This window comes from Mesorhizobium sp. NPDC059054 (assembly GCF_042739215.1).
Classification (GTDB): Bacteria; Pseudomonadota; Alphaproteobacteria; order Rhizobiales; family Rhizobiaceae; genus Mesorhizobium.
On the sequence record NZ_JBHYHV010000004.1, the window covers coordinates 115,302 to 135,993 of the forward strand.

At 61.9% G+C, this 20,692-nt stretch carries 19 protein-coding genes and 1 tRNA gene; 12 read left to right on the plus strand and 8 right to left on the minus strand.

The window, feature by feature from the left end; all coding sequences use genetic code 11:
• Window positions 1–14: 14 nt before the first annotated feature.
• Both ACFWXH_RS17740 and ACFWXH_RS17745 read left to right on the plus strand, forming a co-directional pair.
• A complete protein-coding gene (locus ACFWXH_RS17740; RefSeq protein WP_379123282.1) occupies window positions 15–1,211 on the plus strand; it encodes a glycoside hydrolase family 172 protein in 1,197 nt (398 codons plus the stop codon).
• Between the two features lie 2 nt (window positions 1,212–1,213).
• Complete coding sequence (locus ACFWXH_RS17745) at window positions 1,214–2,275, plus strand: ABC transporter ATP-binding protein (protein ID WP_379122431.1); 1,062 nt, start codon at window positions 1,214–1,216, stop codon at window positions 2,273–2,275.
• Between the two features lie 162 nt (window positions 2,276–2,437).
• On the opposite strand, the gene ACFWXH_RS17750 is transcribed toward ACFWXH_RS17745, so the two are convergent.
• The 3 genes from ACFWXH_RS17750 to ACFWXH_RS17760 all read right to left on the minus strand — a co-directional run bounded on the left by ACFWXH_RS17750 (window position 2,438) and on the right by ACFWXH_RS17760 (window position 3,452).
• Window positions 2,438–2,512 (minus strand) — tRNA-Glu (locus tag ACFWXH_RS17750).
• 149 nt (window positions 2,513–2,661) lie between these two features.
• Entirely contained in the window at window positions 2,662–3,066 is a 405-nt protein-coding gene (locus ACFWXH_RS17755; RefSeq protein ID WP_379122433.1) for a VOC family protein, read from the minus strand.
• A 5-nt stretch (window positions 3,067–3,071) separates the two neighbouring features.
• On the minus strand, window positions 3,072–3,452 hold the full coding sequence (locus tag ACFWXH_RS17760; protein WP_054313696.1) for a hypothetical protein: 381 nt from the start codon (window positions 3,450–3,452) through the stop codon (window positions 3,072–3,074).
• Window positions 3,453–3,478: 26 nt separating this feature from the next.
• Here ACFWXH_RS17760 and ACFWXH_RS17765 point away from each other — a divergent pair, with 26 nt between their 5' ends.
• Together ACFWXH_RS17765 and rpoH are read left to right on the plus strand one after the other, a co-directional pair.
• Window positions 3,479–4,522 (plus strand): RluA family pseudouridine synthase, encoded by a 1,044-nt coding sequence (locus ACFWXH_RS17765; RefSeq protein ID WP_379122436.1) that lies wholly within the window; start codon window positions 3,479–3,481, stop codon window positions 4,520–4,522.
• A 190-nt stretch (window positions 4,523–4,712) separates the two neighbouring features.
• On the plus strand, window positions 4,713–5,624 hold the full coding sequence (gene rpoH, locus ACFWXH_RS17770; protein ID WP_054313698.1) for an RNA polymerase sigma factor RpoH: 912 nt from the start codon (window positions 4,713–4,715) through the stop codon (window positions 5,622–5,624).
• Between the two features lie 84 nt (window positions 5,625–5,708).
• Here the strand turns inward: rpoH and ACFWXH_RS17775 are convergent, their stop codons facing one another.
• From ACFWXH_RS17775 to ACFWXH_RS17790, 4 genes are all read right to left on the minus strand, one after another.
• Window positions 5,709–6,581 (minus strand): MBL fold metallo-hydrolase, encoded by an 873-nt coding sequence (locus tag ACFWXH_RS17775; protein ID WP_379122438.1) that lies wholly within the window; start codon window positions 6,579–6,581, stop codon window positions 5,709–5,711.
• Between the two features lie 247 nt (window positions 6,582–6,828).
• Window positions 6,829–7,488, minus strand: a complete 660-nt coding sequence (locus ACFWXH_RS17780) for a peroxiredoxin (protein ID WP_054313947.1) — start codon at window positions 7,486–7,488, stop codon at window positions 6,829–6,831.
• A 264-nt stretch (window positions 7,489–7,752) separates the two neighbouring features.
• A complete protein-coding gene (locus ACFWXH_RS17785) occupies window positions 7,753–8,133 on the minus strand; it encodes a cell division protein ZapA (protein ID WP_054313699.1) in 381 nt (126 codons plus the stop codon).
• A gap of 15 nt (window positions 8,134–8,148) precedes the next feature.
• Window positions 8,149–8,421: a DUF4164 domain-containing protein gene (locus ACFWXH_RS17790; protein WP_054313700.1), complete on the minus strand. Its 273-nt coding sequence runs from the start codon at window positions 8,419–8,421 to the stop codon at window positions 8,149–8,151.
• 256 nt (window positions 8,422–8,677) lie between these two features.
• Here ACFWXH_RS17790 and tkt point away from each other — a divergent pair, with 256 nt between their 5' ends.
• From tkt to ACFWXH_RS17825, 7 genes are all read left to right on the plus strand, one after another.
• Entirely contained in the window at window positions 8,678–10,672 is a 1,995-nt protein-coding gene (gene tkt / locus ACFWXH_RS17795) for a transketolase (RefSeq protein WP_379122441.1), read from the plus strand.
• Window positions 10,673–10,828: 156 nt separating this feature from the next.
• Window positions 10,829–11,839, plus strand: a complete 1,011-nt coding sequence (gene gap, locus ACFWXH_RS17800; RefSeq protein ID WP_379122443.1) for a type I glyceraldehyde-3-phosphate dehydrogenase — start codon at window positions 10,829–10,831, stop codon at window positions 11,837–11,839.
• A gap of 238 nt (window positions 11,840–12,077) precedes the next feature.
• Complete coding sequence (locus tag ACFWXH_RS17805; protein ID WP_379122445.1) at window positions 12,078–13,976, plus strand: potassium/proton antiporter; 1,899 nt, start codon at window positions 12,078–12,080, stop codon at window positions 13,974–13,976.
• Window positions 13,977–14,177: 201 nt separating this feature from the next.
• Window positions 14,178–15,374, plus strand: coding sequence for a phosphoglycerate kinase (locus tag ACFWXH_RS17810; RefSeq protein WP_379122447.1), 1,197 nt, complete (start codon window positions 14,178–14,180; stop codon window positions 15,372–15,374).
• A gap of 263 nt (window positions 15,375–15,637) precedes the next feature.
• Window positions 15,638–16,537: a fructose bisphosphate aldolase gene (locus ACFWXH_RS17815; RefSeq protein WP_379123283.1), complete on the plus strand. Its 900-nt coding sequence runs from the start codon at window positions 15,638–15,640 to the stop codon at window positions 16,535–16,537.
• Between the two features lie 151 nt (window positions 16,538–16,688).
• A complete protein-coding gene (locus ACFWXH_RS17820; protein WP_379122449.1) occupies window positions 16,689–17,426 on the plus strand; it encodes a DUF899 domain-containing protein in 738 nt (245 codons plus the stop codon).
• A gap of 221 nt (window positions 17,427–17,647) precedes the next feature.
• Window positions 17,648–18,382, plus strand: a complete 735-nt coding sequence (locus ACFWXH_RS17825; protein ID WP_379122451.1) for an SGNH/GDSL hydrolase family protein — start codon at window positions 17,648–17,650, stop codon at window positions 18,380–18,382.
• Window positions 18,383–18,393: 11 nt separating this feature from the next.
• Here the strand turns inward: ACFWXH_RS17825 and ACFWXH_RS17830 are convergent, their stop codons facing one another.
• Window positions 18,394–18,555: a hypothetical protein gene (locus tag ACFWXH_RS17830; RefSeq protein WP_162839678.1), complete on the minus strand. Its 162-nt coding sequence runs from the start codon at window positions 18,553–18,555 to the stop codon at window positions 18,394–18,396.
• Between the two features lie 189 nt (window positions 18,556–18,744).
• Here ACFWXH_RS17830 and ACFWXH_RS17835 point away from each other — a divergent pair, with 189 nt between their 5' ends.
• Entirely contained in the window at window positions 18,745–20,652 is a 1,908-nt protein-coding gene (locus ACFWXH_RS17835) for a propionyl-CoA synthetase (protein ID WP_379122453.1), read from the plus strand.
• Window positions 20,653–20,692 lie beyond the last annotated feature (40 nt).

Sequence of the window (20,692 nt, forward strand, 5' to 3'; positions counted from 1 at the left end):
CCAAGGACATCAGAATGACCAATGCCGGGCTTTCCCCGTTGCGCGGCCTCGCCAAGCTGCGCAAGGCCAAGACGAGGCGGTTCTCCAGCTATGACCGTACCGGCGGAAATGACGACCGGCTGCATGTGGAGCCCGGACAGACCGTCACCATCGCGGAACACGCGGGCGCCGGCATCGTCACGCACATCTGGGTCACCATCCAGTGTCAGAGCGAGAGCTATCTGCGCAAGGCGGTGCTGCGTGCCTGGTGGGACGGCGAGGCAGAGCCCAGCATCCAGGCGCCGATCGGCGACTTTTTCGGCATGGGTCATGCGCGCACGAAAAATTATGCGAGCCTGCCGATGCAGGCGAGCCCGGAGGATGGCAAGGCTTTCAACTGCTATTTCCCGATGCCCTTCGGCTCCGGCATGAAGTTCACCATCACCAACGAGGCCGAACACGACCTTCTGTTCTATTACTATATCGACCTCGAACTGCATGACGAACTGGAAGAGGACCTCGGCCGTTTCCACGCGCAATACAGGCAGGAAAGGCCTGAACCTTTCGACGAGACCGGCTTGACCAATGAGCAGGTGCTGTTCGGCGGCGAGACCGTCGACGGCAAGGACAACTACGTCATTCTCGATGCTGCCGGCCACGGTCACTATGTCGGCGTGCTCTACAGTGTCTACTCGCGTCGCCGCGCCGAGGTGTGGGACTGGTATGGCGAAGGCGACGACATGATCTTCGTCGACGGCGAACCGGGCCTTTGCGTGCCGGACACCATTCGCAAGCCGGACCCCCGCATCGGGCCGAAAGCCGCGCCGATCGAGGATCGGCCCGAATCCGCGCCCGGCGCCAACGATGCCTGGCCGCCCACTTTGCACGGCACCGGCACCGAGGATTATTTCAACACCGCCTGGTGCCCGACGCAGGATTATGATGCGCCCTATCACGGCATCATCGCCGCCGGCGGGCCGAACTGGACCGAGCCGGTGACGCTGTATCGCTGGCATATCGAAGATCCGGTGATCTTCCAGAAGAACATTCGCGTCACCATCGAGCACGGCCACGCCAATCGCCGCGCCGACGACATCTCCTCGGTCGCATTCTGGTATCAGAATGAGCCTCACAAGCCGTTCGACGCTTTGCCGAGCGTCGCGGACCGGGTGCCGGCCTTCCGCCGCCCCTACCACAACTGGGCGGCGGTGGAAGCCGGCAAGAGGCGTTGACGATGGCGCGCGTCGACATTGACAATGTGGTGAAGCACTACGGCGCCGTGCAGGTGGTGCATGGCGTCTCGACCGCCATCGAGGACGGCGAGTTCGTCATCCTGGTCGGGCCGTCGGGCTGTGGCAAATCCACTCTGCTGCGCATGATCGCCGGCCTGGAACATGTCTCCGGCGGTACGGTCAGCATCGACGGCGAAGTGGTCAACGATGTCGCGCCGAAGGATCGCAACATCGCGATGGTTTTCCAAAACTATGCGCTCTATCCGCATATGACCGTGGCGCAGAACATGGCGTTCTCACTGAAGCTCGCGGGTGTTCCCAGGCAAGAGATGCAGGCCAAGGTGGGGAACGCCGCCCGTACGCTCGGGCTTGAAACCCTGCTCGACCGATTTCCAGGACAGCTCTCCGGTGGCCAGCGCCAGCGCGTTGCCATGGGCCGCGCCATCGTGCGCGATCCGGAGGTTTTCCTGTTTGACGAGCCGCTGTCCAATCTGGATGCCAAGCTGCGGGTACAGATGCGAGCCGAGATCAAGGCTCTGCATCAGCGGCTGAAAACGACAACGATCTATGTGACGCATGATCAGGTGGAGGCCATGACCATGGCCGACCGCATCGTCGTCATGCGTGATGGCATTATCGAGCAGGTGGGCACGCCGCTCGATCTCTACGACGCTCCGGCAAACCTGTTCGTCGCCGGATTTCTCGGCAGTCCGACCATGAACTTCATCGAAGGTCGTATCGAGGGTGGACGCTTCCTGAATGATGACGGCATCAGCATCGCAGCGCCGGCCGAACTGCCGGAAGCGCTGGTGACCGTCGGCATCCGGCCCAATCTTGTCGGCCTTGCAGACAAGGGATCACCGTTCGAGGTGCTGGTGGTCGAGCCCACCGGCGCCGAGACCCAACTGGTGCTTCAAGCCGGCAAGACGCAGCTTGTGGCGCTGGTGCAGGGCCGTGTTGCGCTGCAACCCGGCGCCAGCGTGGGGATCACCTTTGATCCGGCAGGTTTGCATTTGTTCGATCGACGAACCGGCATGCGCCTTCCACAGATGTCACCTAGTTGAGAAAACGAAGCAGTCGATGGCGACCCTGCGCGATCGCGCACTTTGCCATGCGTCAACGGAATGACGTCTATTGTCAGGGAAAACGCCAGAAGCCGCTTGTCCGCTTCCGGTCCCAATGCGGCCATCGTTGCCGATAGCTCGCAGTTTTGTGCTGAATGGTGCTGGTACGCCCAAGGGGAATCGAACCCCTGTTTGCGCCGTGAGAGGGCGCCGTCCTGACCGCTAGACGATGGGCGCAGCCGAGAACGGCGATATAGGCTGGCGCGTTTGAAAAAGCAACAGGCTGAAACCGGCAAGTTTTGGCCAGGAAAGGCGTTGTCCTGCCCCTGCTCCGTCTGGGCCGTTCGAAAGGGCGCGGCCCTGGGAAACGGCTTCCGCCGGGCGCTTCAGTGTTTCAGCTGAATCAGATCCCAAAGATTGCCGTAGAGGTCCGCAAACACGGCAACCGTGCCATAAGGTTCGTGGCGCGGTGCTTCGCGGAACTCCACGCCACGCGCCAGCATGGTGGCGTGGTCGTGCGCGAAATCGTCGGTTTCGAGGAAGAAGGCGACGCGGCCGCCGGTCTGGCTGCCGATGCTGGCAATCTGCTTCGCGCCCTCGGCCCTGGCGAGAAGCAAGCGCGCTCCGCCACCGGCCGGCTCGACCGTCACCCAGCGCTTGCCGCCGCCCAGATCGACATCAGACGTCAGCGCGAAGCCGGCGCGGTCGACGTACCAGCGGATTGCTGCGTCATAGTCGGCAACCACCAGCGTGACGGTGGCGACGCTGCGTCCGGCGGCAAAATCGCTCATGGCATCTACTGAAGGCGCAGCGTGTAACGGCCGATCATGCGCCGTTCGGCGATGTCGTAGACGAAGATCGCGCGGCTGCCGTCGGTCAATTCCGCCTCGATGGACAGGCGATCGCCCGACAGGGACTGCGACAGAACCTTGGCGCCGACCGGCAGCACGATGTCGCCTGTCTGAGGCTCACCCGCCGGGGTCTGGATGTCGCCGGCAATCGGCGTCGTCGGCTTGGCCGTGTAGGATTTGTAGACAAGCGCCGCCACCACGACCATAAGGGCGAGGAACAAAAGGCCAAGATTGACGACCATGAAGCGGATCAGCTTCCTGCGCAGCTTGTCCACATTCGGATCGAGCGGCTTGTCTTCCTCGTCATCGGCAAGGGGCCGGGCCATGGGCGATCTATTCCGGAACTGTTTCGATGGCCGCACCTGATAACGAAGACACCGATGAATTGATAGGGGCGGCACCGATCGCGCTGAAAGCCGGCGAAGAAGCCGCCGGCCAGCGCCTCGACCAATGGCTCGCCGCGCAACTGGCGCCGCAGCTTTCGCGCAGTCGCATCCAGGCGCTGATCAAGCAGGGTGCGGTGCGCATTGCCGGCCGGCAGGTAGACGAGGTCAAACGCAAGCTCGCCGCCGGCGACAGCATCTCCGTGGAGATGCCGGAACCCGAGCCCGCGGAACCGCAGGGCGAGGACATTCCGCTCGACGTTCTCTACGAGGATGACGTGCTGATCGTCATCAACAAGCCGGCAGGGCTGGTCGTTCATCCCGGCGCCGGCAATTGGACGGGCACGCTGGTCAATGCCCTCATCCACCACTGCGGCGCGAGCCTTTCCGGCATCGGCGGTGTCAGGCGCCCGGGCATCGTTCACCGGCTCGACAAGGACACCAGTGGCGTCATGGTGGTGGCCAAGACCGACCATGCTCACCGCGCCTTGTCCGAGGCCTTTGCCGACCACGGCCGCACCGGCGACCTGCAGCGCGCCTATGTCGCGCTGGTCTGGGGCATCCCGCCACGCCCGACCGGCATTGTCGACGCGCCACTCGGCCGCGCCGCCGACCGGGTGCGCCGCGCTGTCGTGCCCGAGCATCGCGAAGACGCACGCCATGCCGTCACCCATTACTCGGTGGAGGAACGCTTCGGCGAAGGGCAGGACAAATTCGCCGTCGCAAGCCTCGTCGAATGCCGGCTGGAAACGGGACGCACACACCAGATCCGCGTGCATATGGCCCATATCGGCCATCCGCTGGTTGGTGACCCCGATTACGGCCAGGCTTTCCGCACCAAGGTCAACCGCCTGCCGGAGCCGTTGAAGAGCAAGGTCGCCGCTTTTCCCCGCCAGGCCTTACATGCACGTCTACTTGAATTCAGCCATCCCGATACCCATCTGGCGATGAGGTTCGAGGCGCCGATGCCAGGGGACATGGAGGATCTGGTCGGCGGCTTTCGAAATCTCTGAACCTGCCACCAAAAAACCTGACTCGTATTGTTCACTTCAGAGTGACACACTGTTCTGCCTTGAACAAATACGTGGATTTTCCGGTTTTGTTCCGGTATAGTCCATACCAACGCGATCGTGCCGTCAGGCAGGCGCGTCACATGCCCGCCGCGTTTCGGGGGCATTCCTAAAAGAGAGGAGGGCGCTATTCATGGCCCAATCACTACCCAGTATCGTTTCCGGTGAAGGCGGCCTCAGCCGCTACCTGGAAGAAATCCGTCGCTTTCCGATGCTCCAGCCGCAGGAAGAGTACATGCTCGCTAAGCGGTACCAGGAGCATGAAGACACAGGCGCCGCCCACAAGCTCGTCACCAGCCATCTGAGGCTCGTGGCAAAGATTGCCATGGGTTATCGCGGCTACGGCCTGCCGATCGGCGAAGTCATCTCGGAAGGCAATGTCGGCCTGATGCAGGCCGTCAAGAAGTTCGAGCCGGAGCGCGGTTTCCGGCTGGCCACCTATGCCATGTGGTGGATCAAGGCCTCGATCCAGGAATACATCCTGCGCTCGTGGAGCCTGGTCAAGATGGGAACGACCGCCAACCAGAAGCGCCTGTTCTTCAACCTGCGCAAAGTGAAGGGCAAGATTCAGGCGCTGGACGATGGCGACCTGAAGCCGGACCAGATCGCCGAGATCGCCACCCGCCTCAACGTTTCCGAGGAAGAAGTGGTCTCCATGAACCGTCGCTTGTCCGGCGACGCCTCGCTCAATGCGCCGATCCGCGCGACCGAGGGCGAGAGCGGCGAATGGCAGGATTGGCTGGTTGACGATCACGACAGCCAGGAAGAAATGCTGATCGAGCAGGACGAACTGGACAACCGCCGCCAGATGCTGGCAGGCGCCATGTCGGTCCTGAACGATCGCGAACGCCGCATCTTCGAGGCGCGCCGCCTCGCCGAGGAGCCGCTGACGCTGGAAGAGCTGTCGACTGAATTCGACATCTCCCGGGAGCGTGTGCGCCAGATCGAAGTGCGCGCTTTCGAAAAGGTGCAGGATGCGGTCAAGGCCGCCGCCAAACGCCAGGCCCAGGCGCTGCGCACAATCGACGCGCAACCTGCCGCCTAACGCTGCCGACGGATCCATGAGAAACGGCGCCGGGAAACCGGCGCCTTTTTTTTGTTTGTCCGCGTTTGCCAGGCGACTGGGCGATTACAGCCCGTCCAGCGGGAACTTCAGATATCTTTTGCCGTTCGCTTCCGGTTCGGGCAACCGACCGCCATTCATGTTGACCTGCAGCGCATGCAGGATCAGCCGCGGCATCGGCAGGGTCTTGTCGCGTGCCTCACGCAAGGCCACGAACTCGGCCTCGGTCGTCGGAACACGGACATGCGAGTTGCCGCGCTTCTGCTCGGCCACCGTCGTTTCCCACAACGCGTCGCGCCCACCCGGCTGATAATCATGACCGACGAACAGGCGCGTTGCATCCGGCAGCGCCAGGATGCGCTGGATCGAGCTCCAGAGCCGTGCGGCGCTTCCGCCGGGAAAATCGGCACGGGCCGTGCCGCTGTCCGGCATGAACATTGTGTCGTGGATGAAGGCGGCATCGCCGGCAACATAGGTGATCGACGCCAGCGTATGGCCAGGCGAGAACAGCACACGCACCGGCAGCGAACCGACGTGGAAGATTTCCCCGTCAGCGAACAGCCGATCCCATTGCGAACCGTCGGCGCGAAACTCCGGCCAGTTGTAGATTGCCTTCCACAGCGCCTGCACATCCACGATCTTTTCACCGATCGCGGTTGGCGCACCTGTCTTCCGCTTCAGATAGTGAGCGGCGGAAAAATGATCGGCGTGCGGATGGGTGTCGAGGATCCATTCCAACTCGAGCCCGCTCTGCCCGATGAAAGCGAGCAGCGCATCCGCATTGCCCGTGGAGGTCGCCCCCGACTTCTCATCGAAGTCAAGAACGGGATCGATGATAGCGCAGCGTCGTGTCGCGCTATCGGCCACCACATACTGAATGGACCCGGTCGGCTTGTCGTAGAAGCCGGTCACCTGCGGCCTGGCCAAGGATGCATCCAACTGCGCCTCCCGCATCGTTCACCTGGAATAGTTTTCTAATCCAAGATCGATGCGGAGTATCGTCATCTGCGAAATCCGAGCCGTCAAGCACAGACTTCTCACAAACCATTCAGACGCAAAATGGACGCGCAATCACTTCTAGAGCGTTTCCGCTTTTTCGGAAACGCGGAAACGCTCTACTCTTTGTTCTTACGCAATTCCAGACACAAAACCGCTGCACACTTTGCCGGAATTGCTCCAGGCAGCTTCAAGCCCCTGGCTGCTTGGTCTTCCTGAGATAGGGCAGGATCGTCTCGTAGGCGCCGAAACGCTTCACCGCATCCTCGTTGGAAACGGCGGCAGTGATGATGACATCGTCGCCCTGCTTCCAGTTGGCTGGCGTTGCCACCTGATGCTTGGCTGTGAGCTGGATGGAATCGATGACGCGCAGGATCTCGTCGAAGTTACGTCCCGTGGTCATCGGATAGGTGAGCACCAGCTTGATCTTCTTGTCCGGCCCGATGACGTAGACCGAGCGAACCGTTGCATTGTCGGCAGGGGTACGCCCTTCCGAGCTTTCGCCGGAGCCGGCGGGCAGCATCTCGTAAAGCTTGGCGACCTTGAGGTCGCGGTCGCCGATCAGCGGATAGTTCACGTCATAACCGGTGGCGATCTTGATATCGTCCGACCATTTGCCGTGGCTTTCGACCGGGTCGACGGAGATGCCGATGATCTTGACGTTGCGCTTGCGGAATTCACCCTCAAGGCCCGCCATGGTGCCGAGCTCCGTGGTGCAGACCGGCGTGAAATTCTTTGGGTGGCTGAACAGCACAGCCCAGCCATCGCCGATCCACTCGTGGAAATTGATGCTGCCTTGCGTTGTTTCCGCAGTGAAATCCGGCGCGACATCGTTGATACGAAGGCTCATGGCGTACCTACCCCTTGAAACGCGTTGAATGGCGGCTGCCGGCAACACACCGGCAATCATCGCATCTTCCTCCAAAAAGATGACCTTAGGGAGGTGATTTTTGCCGCACCCCGCCAGATAAATTGGAAAATCGTTTCCCGGTGCCGGCACCACCCTGCCGATCGCCCGCTATTCCAGGAAAAGTGCGAAGCAGTTTTCCGTCTGGAATTGCGTAAAACAAAAAAATTAGAGCGTTTCCGCGTTTCCGAGAAAATCGGAAACGCTCTAGGACGGGCTTTCCGTGGGCTTCCGCACCGTGAGTGATGCCGCGAGATCTTCCATACGCTGGGCCAGCGAGCTGAGCGCACCCGTCAGGGCCTGATCGTTCTTGTCTGCCTTGGTAAGTGCCTCGTCGCGGGTCTTGCGCAGGGTCAGAACTTCGCTCTCCATGCCCTTGATGCGTTTCTGCACCTCGGACAACTCATCCATGACCATGATGCCGGCCATGACCGTGAGACGCTGATCACCGATTTCGCCAAACGAATCCTTCAGATGCGCGACGTAGCGGTCGAAGCGCTCGGCAAGGTCGATCAGGTGCTCTTCCTGCCCCTCGTCGCAGGCCATGCGGTATTGTTTGTTGTCGATAGTGACGGTGACTTGCGCCATGCCGGACCTCCTGCGCTACCTATCCAGCACCGCGCGGATGGTTTCCATCGCGGTCACCAGCCGGCGCGACACTTCCTTGTTAGCGTCCTCGAGCCGCTCGGCCCGCGCTTCGGAATTGTCGAGCTCCTGCGCCAGACGCGAACGGTCGGCGTTCATACGCTGGACCTCGGCTTCGGCTTCGGAATAGTCGCGCTCGCCTTCGAGCTTTGCGGCGACGGCATCTTCCAGCCCTTCAATGGCCTTGCCCAGCCTCGCTATCACTTCTTTAAGGGTCGTTTCCCCGGTCATGGCCTTCGTCCTCAGCCCGTGCCCATCACCGAATCGCTCGCGTTCAGAACGCGTTATTCGTGAAACATTAGGCGGCGTGTGAAGGCCCCGTCAATAAAGTCGCCTCCCCTGTCCCCCATTAACGCGGAATTGATGAGGCCACAGCGACATTTTCCTTGACGAGAAGCCTATTAAATCGATTTAGGTTTTATTGACTCAAACCGCTGGCCTGCTATGTGTCCCGGCATCTTTTCCGAACCGAACGGCTGGAGGAACCATGGTCTCGCGCGAACAACATGACCGGATGGCCAATGCGATCCGCTTTCTGTCCATGGACGCCGTCGAGAAGGCCAATTCTGGCCATCCCGGCCTGCCGATGGGCGCCGCCGACATTGCAACCGTCCTGTTCACGCGATTCCTGAAATTCGACGCCAAGAACCCGCACTGGCCGGACCGCGACCGTTTCATCCTCTCCGCCGGCCACGGCTCGATGCTGCTCTACTCGCTGCTCTATCTTACGGGCTACGAGGACATGACCATCGAGGAGATCAAGAACTTCCGCCAGCTCGGCTCCCGCACGGCAGGCCATCCGGAATATGGCCACGCCTCCGGTATCGAAACCACCACCGGCCCGCTCGGCCAGGGCATTTCCAACTCTGTCGGCTTCGCGCTCGGCGAACGCATCCTGAATGCCGCCTTCGGCAACGACCTTGTCGACCACTACACCTATGTGCTGGCCGGCGACGGCTGCCTGATGGAAGGCATCTCCCAGGAAGCGATCTCGCTCGCCGGCCACCTGAAGCTGAACAAGCTGATCGTGTTCTGGGACAACAACAACATCTCCATCGACGGTCCGGTCACACTGGCCGACTCCACCGACCAGGTCGCGCGTTTCCAGGCATCTGGCTGGAACGCCATGCATGTCGACGGCCACGACCCGGAGGCGATCGCCTATGCCATCGAAGCTGCACGTCATTCCGACAAGCCGACGCTGATCGCTGCCAAGACGACCATCGGCTTCGGCGCACCGACAAAGGCCGGCACCAACAAGGTGCATGGTTCGCCGCTCGGCGCCGAGGAAATCGCCGGCGCGCGCAAGTTCTTCAACTGGGAGGCGCCGGCCTTCGAAATTCCGTCGGATATCCTGAGCGCCTGGCGCGCCGTTGGTGAAGCCGGCGCCAAGAAGCGCACCGAGTGGGAAAGCCGCCTCGCCAAGACTGACGCCAAGCAGCGCGGCGAGTTCGAGCGCCGCAACTCGGGCAAGTTGCCCCAGGATTTCGACGCCGTCATCGCCGACTACAAAAAGAAGCTGGCCGCCGACAAGCCGAAGGTTGCCACCCGCAAGTCGTCGGAAATGGCGTTGGAAGTCATCAACGGCGCGGTGCCGGAAACCATTGGCGGTTCGGCCGACCTGACCGGCTCCAACAACACCAAGACCAGCCAGACCAAGGCGATCACGCCGAACGACTACGGTCAGCGCTACGTACACTATGGCGTCCGCGAGCACGGCATGGCCGCGGCCATGAATGGCCTGACGCTGCACGGTGGCATCATTCCTTACGGCGGCACCTTCATGTGCTTCACCGACTATGCGCGTCCGGCCATGCGCCTTGCTTCGCTAATGGGCATCCGCTCGATCTTCGTCATGACGCATGACTCGATCGGCCTCGGTGAAGACGGTCCGACCCACCAGCCGGTCGAGCACCTGGCGGCCTTGCGCGCCATTCCGAACCACCTCGTCTTCCGCCCCGCCGATGCGACGGAAGCCGCGGAGTGTTGGCAGCTGGCGCTGGAATCGGAAAAGACACCGTCGACGCTGGCGCTGACCCGCCAGAACCTGCCCGCGGTGCGCACCGAGTATGTGGCGGAAAACCTCTGCCGCAAGGGCGCCTATGAGCTTGCCGCTGCCGAAGGCGGTGAAGCTGCCGTCACCATCTTCGCCACCGGTTCTGAAATCGAGATCGCGCTTGGCGCCCGCACCTTGCTGCAGGGTCACGGCCACCCGACCCGCGTCGTCTCGGTGCCGTGCTTCGAACTGTTCTTCAAGCAGGATCAGGCCTACCGCGAGAAGATCATCGGCAAGGCCAAGGTGAAGGTCGCCATCGAGGCCGGCATTCGCCAGGGCTGGGACCCGATCATCGGAACCGACGGCATCTTCGTCGGCATGACCGGCTTCGGCGCATCCGGAACGATCGAACAGCTCTACAAGCACTTTGGCATCACCGCCGAGGATGCGGCCAAGGCAGCGGAAGCCCGTCTGCACGCCAAGTAACGTCTTCCCCGGCGGAGGATCCGCCGGGCCGTTTCGTCGCACCAGGTGACTGAAACGATTAGCCTACGGGCCGGGCGGCTGGATTATTTGGCCGCCCCCCTTTATTGAGACGGCGGACCTTTTCATCCGCCTTTCCACGCTCCCCGGGAGAAAAACATGACCGTCAGAGTTGCCATCAATGGGTTTGGCCGTATCGGCCGCAACATTTTGCGCGCCATCTACGAGTCCGGCCGCAAGGACATCGTCGTCGTTGCCGTCAACGACCTCGGCCCGGTCGAAACCAACGCCCACCTGCTGCGCTACGACAGCGTTCACGGCCGTTTCCCGCATGAAGTGAAGGTCGAAGGCGACCAGATCATCATCGGCAGCGAGAAGATCAAGGTCACCGCGGTCAAGGATCCTGCCCAGCTTCCCTGGAAGGAACTCAATGTCGACATCGCGCTCGAATGCACCGGCATCTTTACGTCGAAGGACAAGGCCTCGGCGCACCTGACCGCCGGCGCCAAGCGCGTGATCGTCTCGGCTCCCGCCGACGGCGCCGACCTCACGGTCGTCTACGGCGTCAACCATGACAAGATCACCAAGGATCACATCGTCATCTCCAACGCCTCCTGCACCACCAATTGTCTGGCGCCGGTGGCCAAGGTCCTCAACGATGCCTTCGGCATCGAAAAGGGCTTCATGACGACGATCCACGCCTATACCGGCGACCAGCCGACGCTGGACACCATGCACAAGGATCTCTACCGCGCCCGCGCCGCGGCGATGTCGATGATCCCGACCTCCACCGGCGCCGCGAAGGCTGTCGGCCTGGTGCTGCCGGAGCTCAAGGGCAAGCTCGACGGTGTTTCGATCCGCGTGCCGACCCCGAATGTGTCGGTCATCGACTTCAAGTTCGTGGCCAAGAAGCCGGTTACCGTCGAAGAGGTCAATGCTGCATTGGTTGCTGCCGCCGACGGCTCGCTCAAGGGCATCCTCGCCTACACCAAGGAGCCGCTGGTCTCGGTCGATCTCAACCACGACCCGCATTCCTCGACCTTCGCGCTCGACCAGACCAAGGTCATCGATGGCAACCTCGTGCGTGTCATGTCCTGGTATGACAACGAATGGGGCTTCTCCAACCGCATGGCCGACACTGCTGTCGCCATGGGCAAGACGATCGCCTGATCGAAAGCTTCGCTTTCATTCCTTGAAAAACGCCCGGCCTTGCCGGGCGTTTTTTGTTGAAGTGCATCTTGCGATGCCGAAAAGCAATTTCGATTTTCGGCCCGATGTGCCCGCGCGAAAAAAGCATGAAAGTCAGCGTGCTAGGTCAAAAAATCACCTTCACGCCTTGCACCGGCCATGTCTTCGCCCCACTCTCCCGTAAAGCGGAGATCAGGAGCGAGCGAGGGGACAGGAAAGCATGGAGCACGCGATCTACCTCGCGACGCTGATCGGCACCGGGCTGGTGGTGGCCGCCGCGTTTTCGAGCCTGATCGCCTTTCGTTTTGGCGCTCCCTTGCTTCTGCTCTTCCTTGGCATCGGCCTTGCGACCGGCGTCGACGGCCTGGGCATCACCTTCGACAATGCCAATGTCGCTTATTTCATCGGTTCGCTGGCGCTCGCCGTCATCCTGTTCGATTCCGGCTTCGGCACGCCGCTCAAGGTGCTACGCCAGGCCGCGGGCCCCGCACTCTCCCTGGCCACGATCGGCGTCGTGCTCACCACCGCCGTTTTCGGGGCTGCCGCCTTCTATTTGCTTGACCTGAACTGGCTGGAATCCTTCCTGCTCGGCGCTTCTGTCGCGTCGACCGATGCGGCCGCAGTCTTCTTTCTGCTGCGCGCGGGCGAGATCAATCTGCGCGAACGCGTGCGTTCAACGCTTGAAGTGGAATCAGGCACCAACGACCCGATCGCCATCTTCCTCACCATAACGCTGGTCGAGGTCATCGCGGCAGGCGCCAATCCGGAAGCACCTGTGTTGCTCGCCGACCTTGCCCTCGGCTTTGTGTTGAACATGGGCCTGGGAGCAGCGGTCGGCATTGTCGGCGGCATGGCCATCGTGCGCCTCGTCGATCGGCTCAATCTCGACCACGGACTGTTGCCGATCTTCGTGCTCACTTTGTCACTGATGGTCTTCGCCGCAGCCGGCGCCGTCGGCGGCTCCGGTTTCCTCGCGGTCTATCTGGCGGGCCTCGTCGCCGGCAATTCCGATATCCGCGCCGTCACCATCCTGAAGCGCTTCCAGGACGGCATGTCGTGGCTCGCGCAGATCATCATGTTCCTCGTGCTCGGCCTGTTCGCAACGCCGTCCCAGTTCCCGGTGATTTTGCTGCCTGCCATCCTGCTTGGTCTGTTCCTGATTTTCATCGCGCGCCCACTGGCGGTGTGGCTCTGCCTCTTGCCTTTCCGCTTGCCGCGCCCCGAGGTCGCCTTCGTCTCGTGGGTCGGATTGCGCGGTGCCGTTTCCATCCTGCTCGCCATCACTCCGTTGCTTGGCGGACTGGAACATGGCCGCATGATCTTCAACGCCGCATTCATCATCGTGCTGGTGTCCCTGGTGGTACAGGGCTGGACCGTCGGACCGCTTGCCCGGCGACTGGGCTTGATCGTTCCTGCCCGCATCGGCCCGCTCGACAAGGTCGAGCTCGAACTGCCCGGATCCGCTCATCACGAACTGCTTGCCTACCGCGTCGTTGCCGGAAGCCCGGTGGCGCGCGGCGAACGTATCCCCCGCTGGGCGCGGCCCTCACTGGTGGTGCGCGATGGTCGTTCCATGCGCTTCCAGGACATGGGCCGCCTGCAGGCCGGCGACAACGTCTATATCTTCGTGCCGGACCGCTATCCGCGCCTGATCGACAAGCTGTTCGCCAGCCGCGCGGTGGTCGATCCCGAGGATGCGGATTTCTTCGGTGCTTTCGCCGTCGATCCCGCCCGGCCGGCCGAGGAACTGGAGCTGGCCTACGGCCCCGGCCTGACCGAGGAAGAGCGCAAACTCACCATCGGCGCATTGGTGACGGAGCGCCTGGACGGCCACGCGGAATATGCCGATCGCGTTTCACTGGGACCGATCGAGTTGATCGTCCGCGACGTCGACGAGAAGGGCCGGATCACCAGCCTTGGCCTCTCCTTCGAACCAACGGCCCCGGTGGCGCGGGTTCCGGTCTTCCTCAGTGGCGGCGAGCTTTTCGACCGCATAGCCGGCTTCATCCGCAACCTGCGCAAACCGGCAAAAGCAGAGGCCGTCGCCGAAAGCGGAACACCGCAAACCAGTTCAGACGACACCGTTCACAAGAATGACGATGCCCAGCAACCGGCCTGACGTCAGCTTGTGGAGAGATATTTTCCGCTGCGCTGTTATGCGGCCTTGCATCCCCGTTTTTGACCAGTAAGGTCCGGCATCTTTTCGCCAGAGCGTTTCCGTTTCACGGAAATGCGGAAACGCTCTCACTCTTTGTTTTTTACACAATTCCGGACGAAAACCGCTACACACTTTTCCTGGAATTGCTCTAAAGGGACGCACATGGCTGACTTCAAGACATTGGACGATCTCAGCGACGTGAGCGGCAAGCGCGTGCTGGTACGCGTCGACCTCAATGTGCCGGTTGCCGGTGGCAAAGTCACCGACCTCACCCGCATCGAACGTGTCGTGCCAACCATCAAGGAACTGTCGGACAAGGGCGCAAAGGTCGTTTTGCTCGCCCATTTCGGCCGCCCGAAGGATGGCCCGTCGCCGGACCTTTCGCTGCGCCCGATCGCGGCAGCCACCGCAGAGGTGCTGGGCCGTCCTGTCGCTTTCGCTGCCGATTGCGTCGGCGAGAAGGCCGGGCAGGCAGTCGCCGCGCTGAAGAACGGCGACGTGCTGCTGCTGGAAAACACCCGCTTCTACAAGGGTGAGGAAAAGAACGACCCGGCTCTGACCGAACAATTCGCCGCGCTCGGTGACATCTACGTCAACGACGCCTTCTCGGCTGCGCATCGCGCTCATTGCTCGACCGAAGGACTTGCCCGTGCGTTGCCGGCTTATGCGGGCCGCACCATGCAGGCGGAATTGGAAGCCCTGGAAAAGGGCCTCGGCGCGCCGGTCAAGCCGGTCATCGCCATTGTGGGCGGCGCCAAGGTCTCGACCAAGATCGATCTGCTCATGAACCTGGTCAAGAAGGTCGACGCCCTGGTCATCGGTGGCGGCATGGCCAACACTTTCCTCGCAGCCCGTGGCACCAACGTCGGCAAATCGCTGTGCGAGCACGATCTCGCCAACACGGCCAAGCAGATCATGATCGAGGCAGCGACCGCCGGCTGCGCCATCATCCTGCCGGTTGACGGTGTTGTCGCGCGCGAATTCAAGGCGGGCGCCGCCAATGAGACGGTCGCTATCGACAACGTTCCCGCGGACGCCATGATCCTGGACGTCGGCGAAAAGACGGTCGAAGCGGTCAACCAGTGGATCGACCGCGCCGCCACGCTGGTGTGGAATGGCCCGCTCGGCGCCTTCGAGATCGAGCCCTTCGACAAGGCGACCGTCTCCGCAGCCAGGCACGCGGCCGCTCGCACCAAGGCCGGCAAGCTGGTTTCAGTCGCCGGCGGCGGGGATACGGTAGCAGCCCTCAACCACGCCGGCGTCGGCGATGACTTCACCTATGTCTCGACGGCCGGCGGCGCCTTCCTGGAATGGATGGAAGGCAAGCCGCTGCCGGGAGTAGAGGTTCTCAAAGCCTGATCGCGAACCGAAGGTTGGCGAAGCAAAAACGCGGCCTTTCCGGAAGATCACGCAACAAAACAAAGAGATAGGGCGGATGCCGTTTCCCCGTCATCGCATTCCGCCCCATGATCTCCCTCATCTTGCCTCCTGCCGGATGAAACACTTCCACATCTCAATTGATATCTTTCAATCGATTCAAGGTTTTTGCTGGCATTCCATCGCAAAAACTCTTCTGATATTCGCCCGGGCAGACAATCAGGAGGCAGTAGATGAGTGGTGAGATGAACAAGGACATGGCTGCGCAGGCCGCAAACAAGGACGGCTTCATTGCAGCGCTCGACCAGTCGGGCGGCTCCACGCCGAAGGCGCTCAAGCTTTACGGTGTCGATGAAAGCGCCTGGTCGAATGACGCTGAAATGTTCGACCTCGTTCATCAGATGCGCACGCGGATCATCAAGTCGCCTGCCTTCACCGGTGACAAGGTCATGGGCGCGATCCTGTTCGAGCAGACCATGGACCGCGACATCGACGGCACGCCGACGGCCCAATATCTCTGGGAAAAGCGCCACGTCGTGCCGTTCCTGAAGATCGACCAGGGTCTGGCCGAGGCACAGGACGGCGTCAAGCTGATGAAGCCGATGCCGACCCTCGACGCGCTGCTGAAGCGCGCGGTCGCGAAGGGAATATTCGGCACGAAAGAGCGTTCGGTGATCGATGCGGCGAACCCGAAGGGCATCGCCGCCGTCGTCGACCAGCAGTTCGAAGTCGGCAAGCAGGTCCTGGCGCATGGCCTCGTCCCGATCATCGAGCCGGAAGTCACGATTTCGATCCCCGACAAGGCCGAAGCCGAGGACATTCTGCTGGCGGAAATCCGCAAGCATCTCGACGAGGTGCCGGCAGGCAAGCAGGTCATGCTGAAGCTGACGCTGCCGACCAGGGCCAACCTCTACAAGCCGCTGGTCGACGATCCCCGTGTCATGCGTGTGGTCGCCTTGTCCGGTGGCTATTCCCGCGACGATGCCAATGCGAAGCTCAGGCAGAATGACGGCATGATCGCCAGCTTCTCTCGTGCCTTGACCGAGGGACTGTCTGCCGGTCAGACCGACAGCGAATTCAATGCAGCGCTGGGCTCGGCGATCGACAGCATCTTCGAAGCGTCCCGCACCAAGGCAGCAGCCTGAGACAGGCGTCAATCCATTTTCGAAACCCGGGCTCCGAGCCCGGGTTTTTGTTTTCAGCCGGTGCAATCCCGCCAGCGGAAAATATTTCGTCGCAGTTGTAGAAATGGACGGCCCTCACACGTCCTTGGACATTGGAGAAAGGAATGGATCCATGTCCAAGCGCAAGATCGTCCCGCAGGACGAGTGGTTTCGTGCCCACAAGGAACATCTGAAACGCGAGAAGGAATTGACGCACCTGCGCGACAAGATCGCCGCGGAACGGCGCGAACTGCCCTGGCTGAAGATACGAAAGGACTATGTCTTCGAGACCGAGGCCGGGCCGAAATATCTCGCCGACCTGTTCGGCGACAACAGCCAGCTCATCATCTACCATTTCATGCTTGGGCCGGGCGGCAACCGCTATTGCGAGGGCTGTTCCTTTCTGTGCGACCACATCGACGGCGCCAACCAGCATTTGCGCCACCACGATGTCTCTTTGGCGGTCGTAGCGCGGGCGCCGCTTGCCGAACTGCTGCCGTTCAAGAAACGCATGGGCTGGAGGTTCGACATGGTCTCGTCCTTCGCCAGCGATTTCAACTTCGACATGCAGGTGTCCTACACCGACAAGCAGATCGCCGCCGGCGAGACGATCTACAATTTCGAGACCCGTCCCATCACCATTCGCGATCTGCCCGGTATCAGCGTCTTCTTCAAGGACGAGGCCGGAAACATCTTCCTCACCTTCATGTCGCGGGCACGCGGCGGCGAACCGCTGATCACGACCTATGACTATCTCGACATGACACCGAAGGGACGCAATGAAAACGGTCCCTATTACGGCATGATCGACTGGGTGCGCCTGCACGACGAATATGAAGGCACCCCGAGGGAAGATACCTGCTGCCATTAGAACCGCGTACCATCAAGGTCGATGCGCTGACGTTGCGGCAACCTGCGATGCGCAGGCTCCCTATTCATCTGTCGCCTGTCCTGCGCTAAGGCTTGGCTCGTCCTAGAGCGTTTCCGTTTTTCACGGAAACGCGGAAACGCTCTAACTCTTTGTTTTCAAGCAATTCCGGACGGAAAACCGCTACGCACTTTTCCTGGAATTGCTCTAGCATCGAGCCTGCCATGTCCCGCATCGCCGCCCTGCTTACCTGGTTCGCCCTGCCCGTCTATGTCTGGCAGGGCATTGGCGTGCGCCGCCGCACCACGCGCATGCTGCCCGCCTCGGGGCCGGTCATGCACGAGATCACAGGCAGGAAGCCGCCGCTCTCGCTGCTGGTGCTGGGCGATTCCTCCGCTGCCTCAGTCGGCATCGGCCGTTCCGAGGATGGCCTGGCCGCTCAATTGGCCACGCTGATCTCGGAACAGACCGGCCAAGCCGTGCGCTGGCGTGCCGCCGGCTTCAATTCGGCGACGTCCGGCCAGATCCGCGATCACGTCCTGCCCAATCTGTCGGCCGATGCCTGGACGCATATCGTGCTCTGCATCGGCACCAACGACACCAAGAATTTTCACTCGGTACCGCGCTTCAAGAAGGAATTCGGCGGCTTGCTCTATGCGTTGCGCGCCAAATGGCCGGAAGCGCGCGTGGTGTGGTCGCCGGTGCTGGAGTTCACCCGCGCACCGGCGATGCCTCCGCTGCTCGGCAAGATCCTGGAGATCCGCGCGCAGGAAATGAATCGCATGGGAACGCGGCTGTGCTACGAGCGCGGCGCGGTACCCGCTTCACGGCTGCCGATCACCAACCCGCAAGTCGGCTTCGCCAGCGACGGCTTCCATGCTTCAGCGGCGGGCTACCGTGCCTGGGCCGAACATCTGCTGCGCTTTGTACTTGGGGACGACGAGATCCCGTCGACCTGACGACGTCGCGTCTACCACTGGTGACCAAGCAGCGCTGTCACCGAAATGGCCGCGAGGGCAACGACCGCAAGCTTCCAGCAATCGCGCCGCCGTCTCAGTCCTGGCAGACCAAGCGGCTTGATGACCTGGATGGCCATCATGGCGAGGATGATAAGCGCGAGCAGCTTCGACATCGACGCTTTTGAGCAGGCCGCAGGCCGGCTGTCAAAGGCTGCGCAACACCGATCACCGTCCTTAGTCAGATAGACGCTGAGGGCAGGTAGACGCTAGATTTCCTCCTGCAGCAATTCCGGGAAAAGTGCGTATCCGCGTTTCCGTGAAAAACGGAAACGCTCTGAAAAGAAAAGTAGGGAGGAAACGGGATGGCCAGCCGCTACCAAGAGGTCTATGCCGACTGGAAACGCGACCCGGATGCCTTCTGGGCCAAGGCAGCCGAGGCTATCGACTGGTATCGCCGCTGGGACCGTGTCTTCGATCCGCGCGAGGATGTCTACGGCCGCTGGTTCACCGGCGCCATCTGCAACACCTGCTATAATACTGTTGACCGTCACGTTACCGGTGGTCGCGCCGACCAGCTCGCGCTGGTCCATGACAGCGCCTATAGCGGAAAGGTCACGCGCTACACCTATGCCGAGCTGATGCGTGAGGTGGTTGCAACGGCATCGGTGCTCTGGAACCAGGGCGTACGCAAGGGCGACCGCGTCATCATCTACATGCCGATGGTGCCGGAGGCAGCGATCGCCATGCTCGCCTGCGCCCGTCTTGGCGCCATACATTCGGTGGTCTTTGGCGGCTTTGCCGCGCGCGAACTCGCGACCCGCATCGATGACGCGACACCAAAAGTCATCGTGTCCGCTTCCTGCGGCATCGAACCCGGCCGCGTCGTCCCCTACAAGCCGCTGCTCGACGGCGCCATCGAACTGGCTCGCCACAAGCCGGACGCTTGCCTTGTGCTCCAGCGCGAGGAATTACGCTGCGACCTCGTTTCCGGCCGCGACTTCGATCTTGCCGACCAGGTCGCACGCGAACGCGCCGCCGGGGCCTGGGTCGACTGCGTGCGCGTCGCCGCGACCGACCCGCTCTATGTGCTCTATACATCGGGCACCACGGGCCAGCCCAAGGGCGTGGTGCGCGACAATGGCGGCCATATGGTTATGCTGAGATGGACGATGGAGAACGAGTTCGGCGTCAAGCCGGGCGAAGTGTTCTGGGCGGCCTCGGACGTCGGATGGGTGGTCGGCCATTCCTATATCGTCTACGCACCCCTGCTCGCCGGCTGCACCACGGTGATGTTCGAGGGCAAGCCGGTGGGCACCCCTGATGCCGGCACCTTCTGGCGCGTCATTGCCGACCATGGCGTCGCCGCGCTTTTCACCGCGCCGACCGCCTTTCGTGCCATCAAGGGCCAGGACCCGCAGGGCAGGCTCGTGCCAGCTTACGATCTCACCAAATTCCGCACCCTGTTCCTTGCCGGCGAACGCGCCGATCCCGAGACTATCAAATGGGCTGAACGGAACCTGAAAGTGCCGGTGATCGACCATTGGTGGCAGACCGAGACCGGTGCGCCGATTACCCAGAACCCGGTAGGCTTGGGTACGCTGCCGGTGAAATACGGTTCGCCCGGCGTGCCGATGCCCGGTTACGATATCCAAGTGCTCGATGATGCCGGTCACGAAGTGGCGAAAGGCGCACTCGGCAATGTCGTGTTGAAGCTGCCGCTGCCGCCCGGCTGTCTGCCGACGTTGTGGAATGCGGACAAACGCTTCCACCAGTCCTATCTCGATGAGTTTCCCGGACACTACAAGACCGCCGACGCCGGCATGATCGACGAGGACGGCTATCTCTTCGTCATGGCCCGCACCGACGACATCATCAACGTCGCCGGCCACCGCTTATCGACCGGCGCCATGGAGGAAGTATTGGCCGAGCATCCAGACGTTGCGGAATGTGCAGTCATCGGCATAGCCGACACGATGAAGGGCCAGGTGCCGCTTGGCCTGGTCGTTCTCAACGCCGGCGCAGCGCGCGAGGATGGTGCGGTCGAGAAGGAAGCCGTGGCCCTGGTGCGTGACCGCATCGGCCCCGTCGCCGCCTTCAAGACGGTGGTGACCATCAAGCGCCTGCCCAAGACCCGCTCCGGCAAGATCCTGCGCGGCACCATGCAGAAAATCGCCGACAAGGAAGCGTGGAAAATGCCCGCGACCATCGATGATCCTGCCATTTTGGACGAGATCGCCGAAGCTCTGAAGGCCCGCGGAATAGGTGCCTGAACTGCCTTCCGCACTCCTGACAGACTGCTGTCAGGAGGGG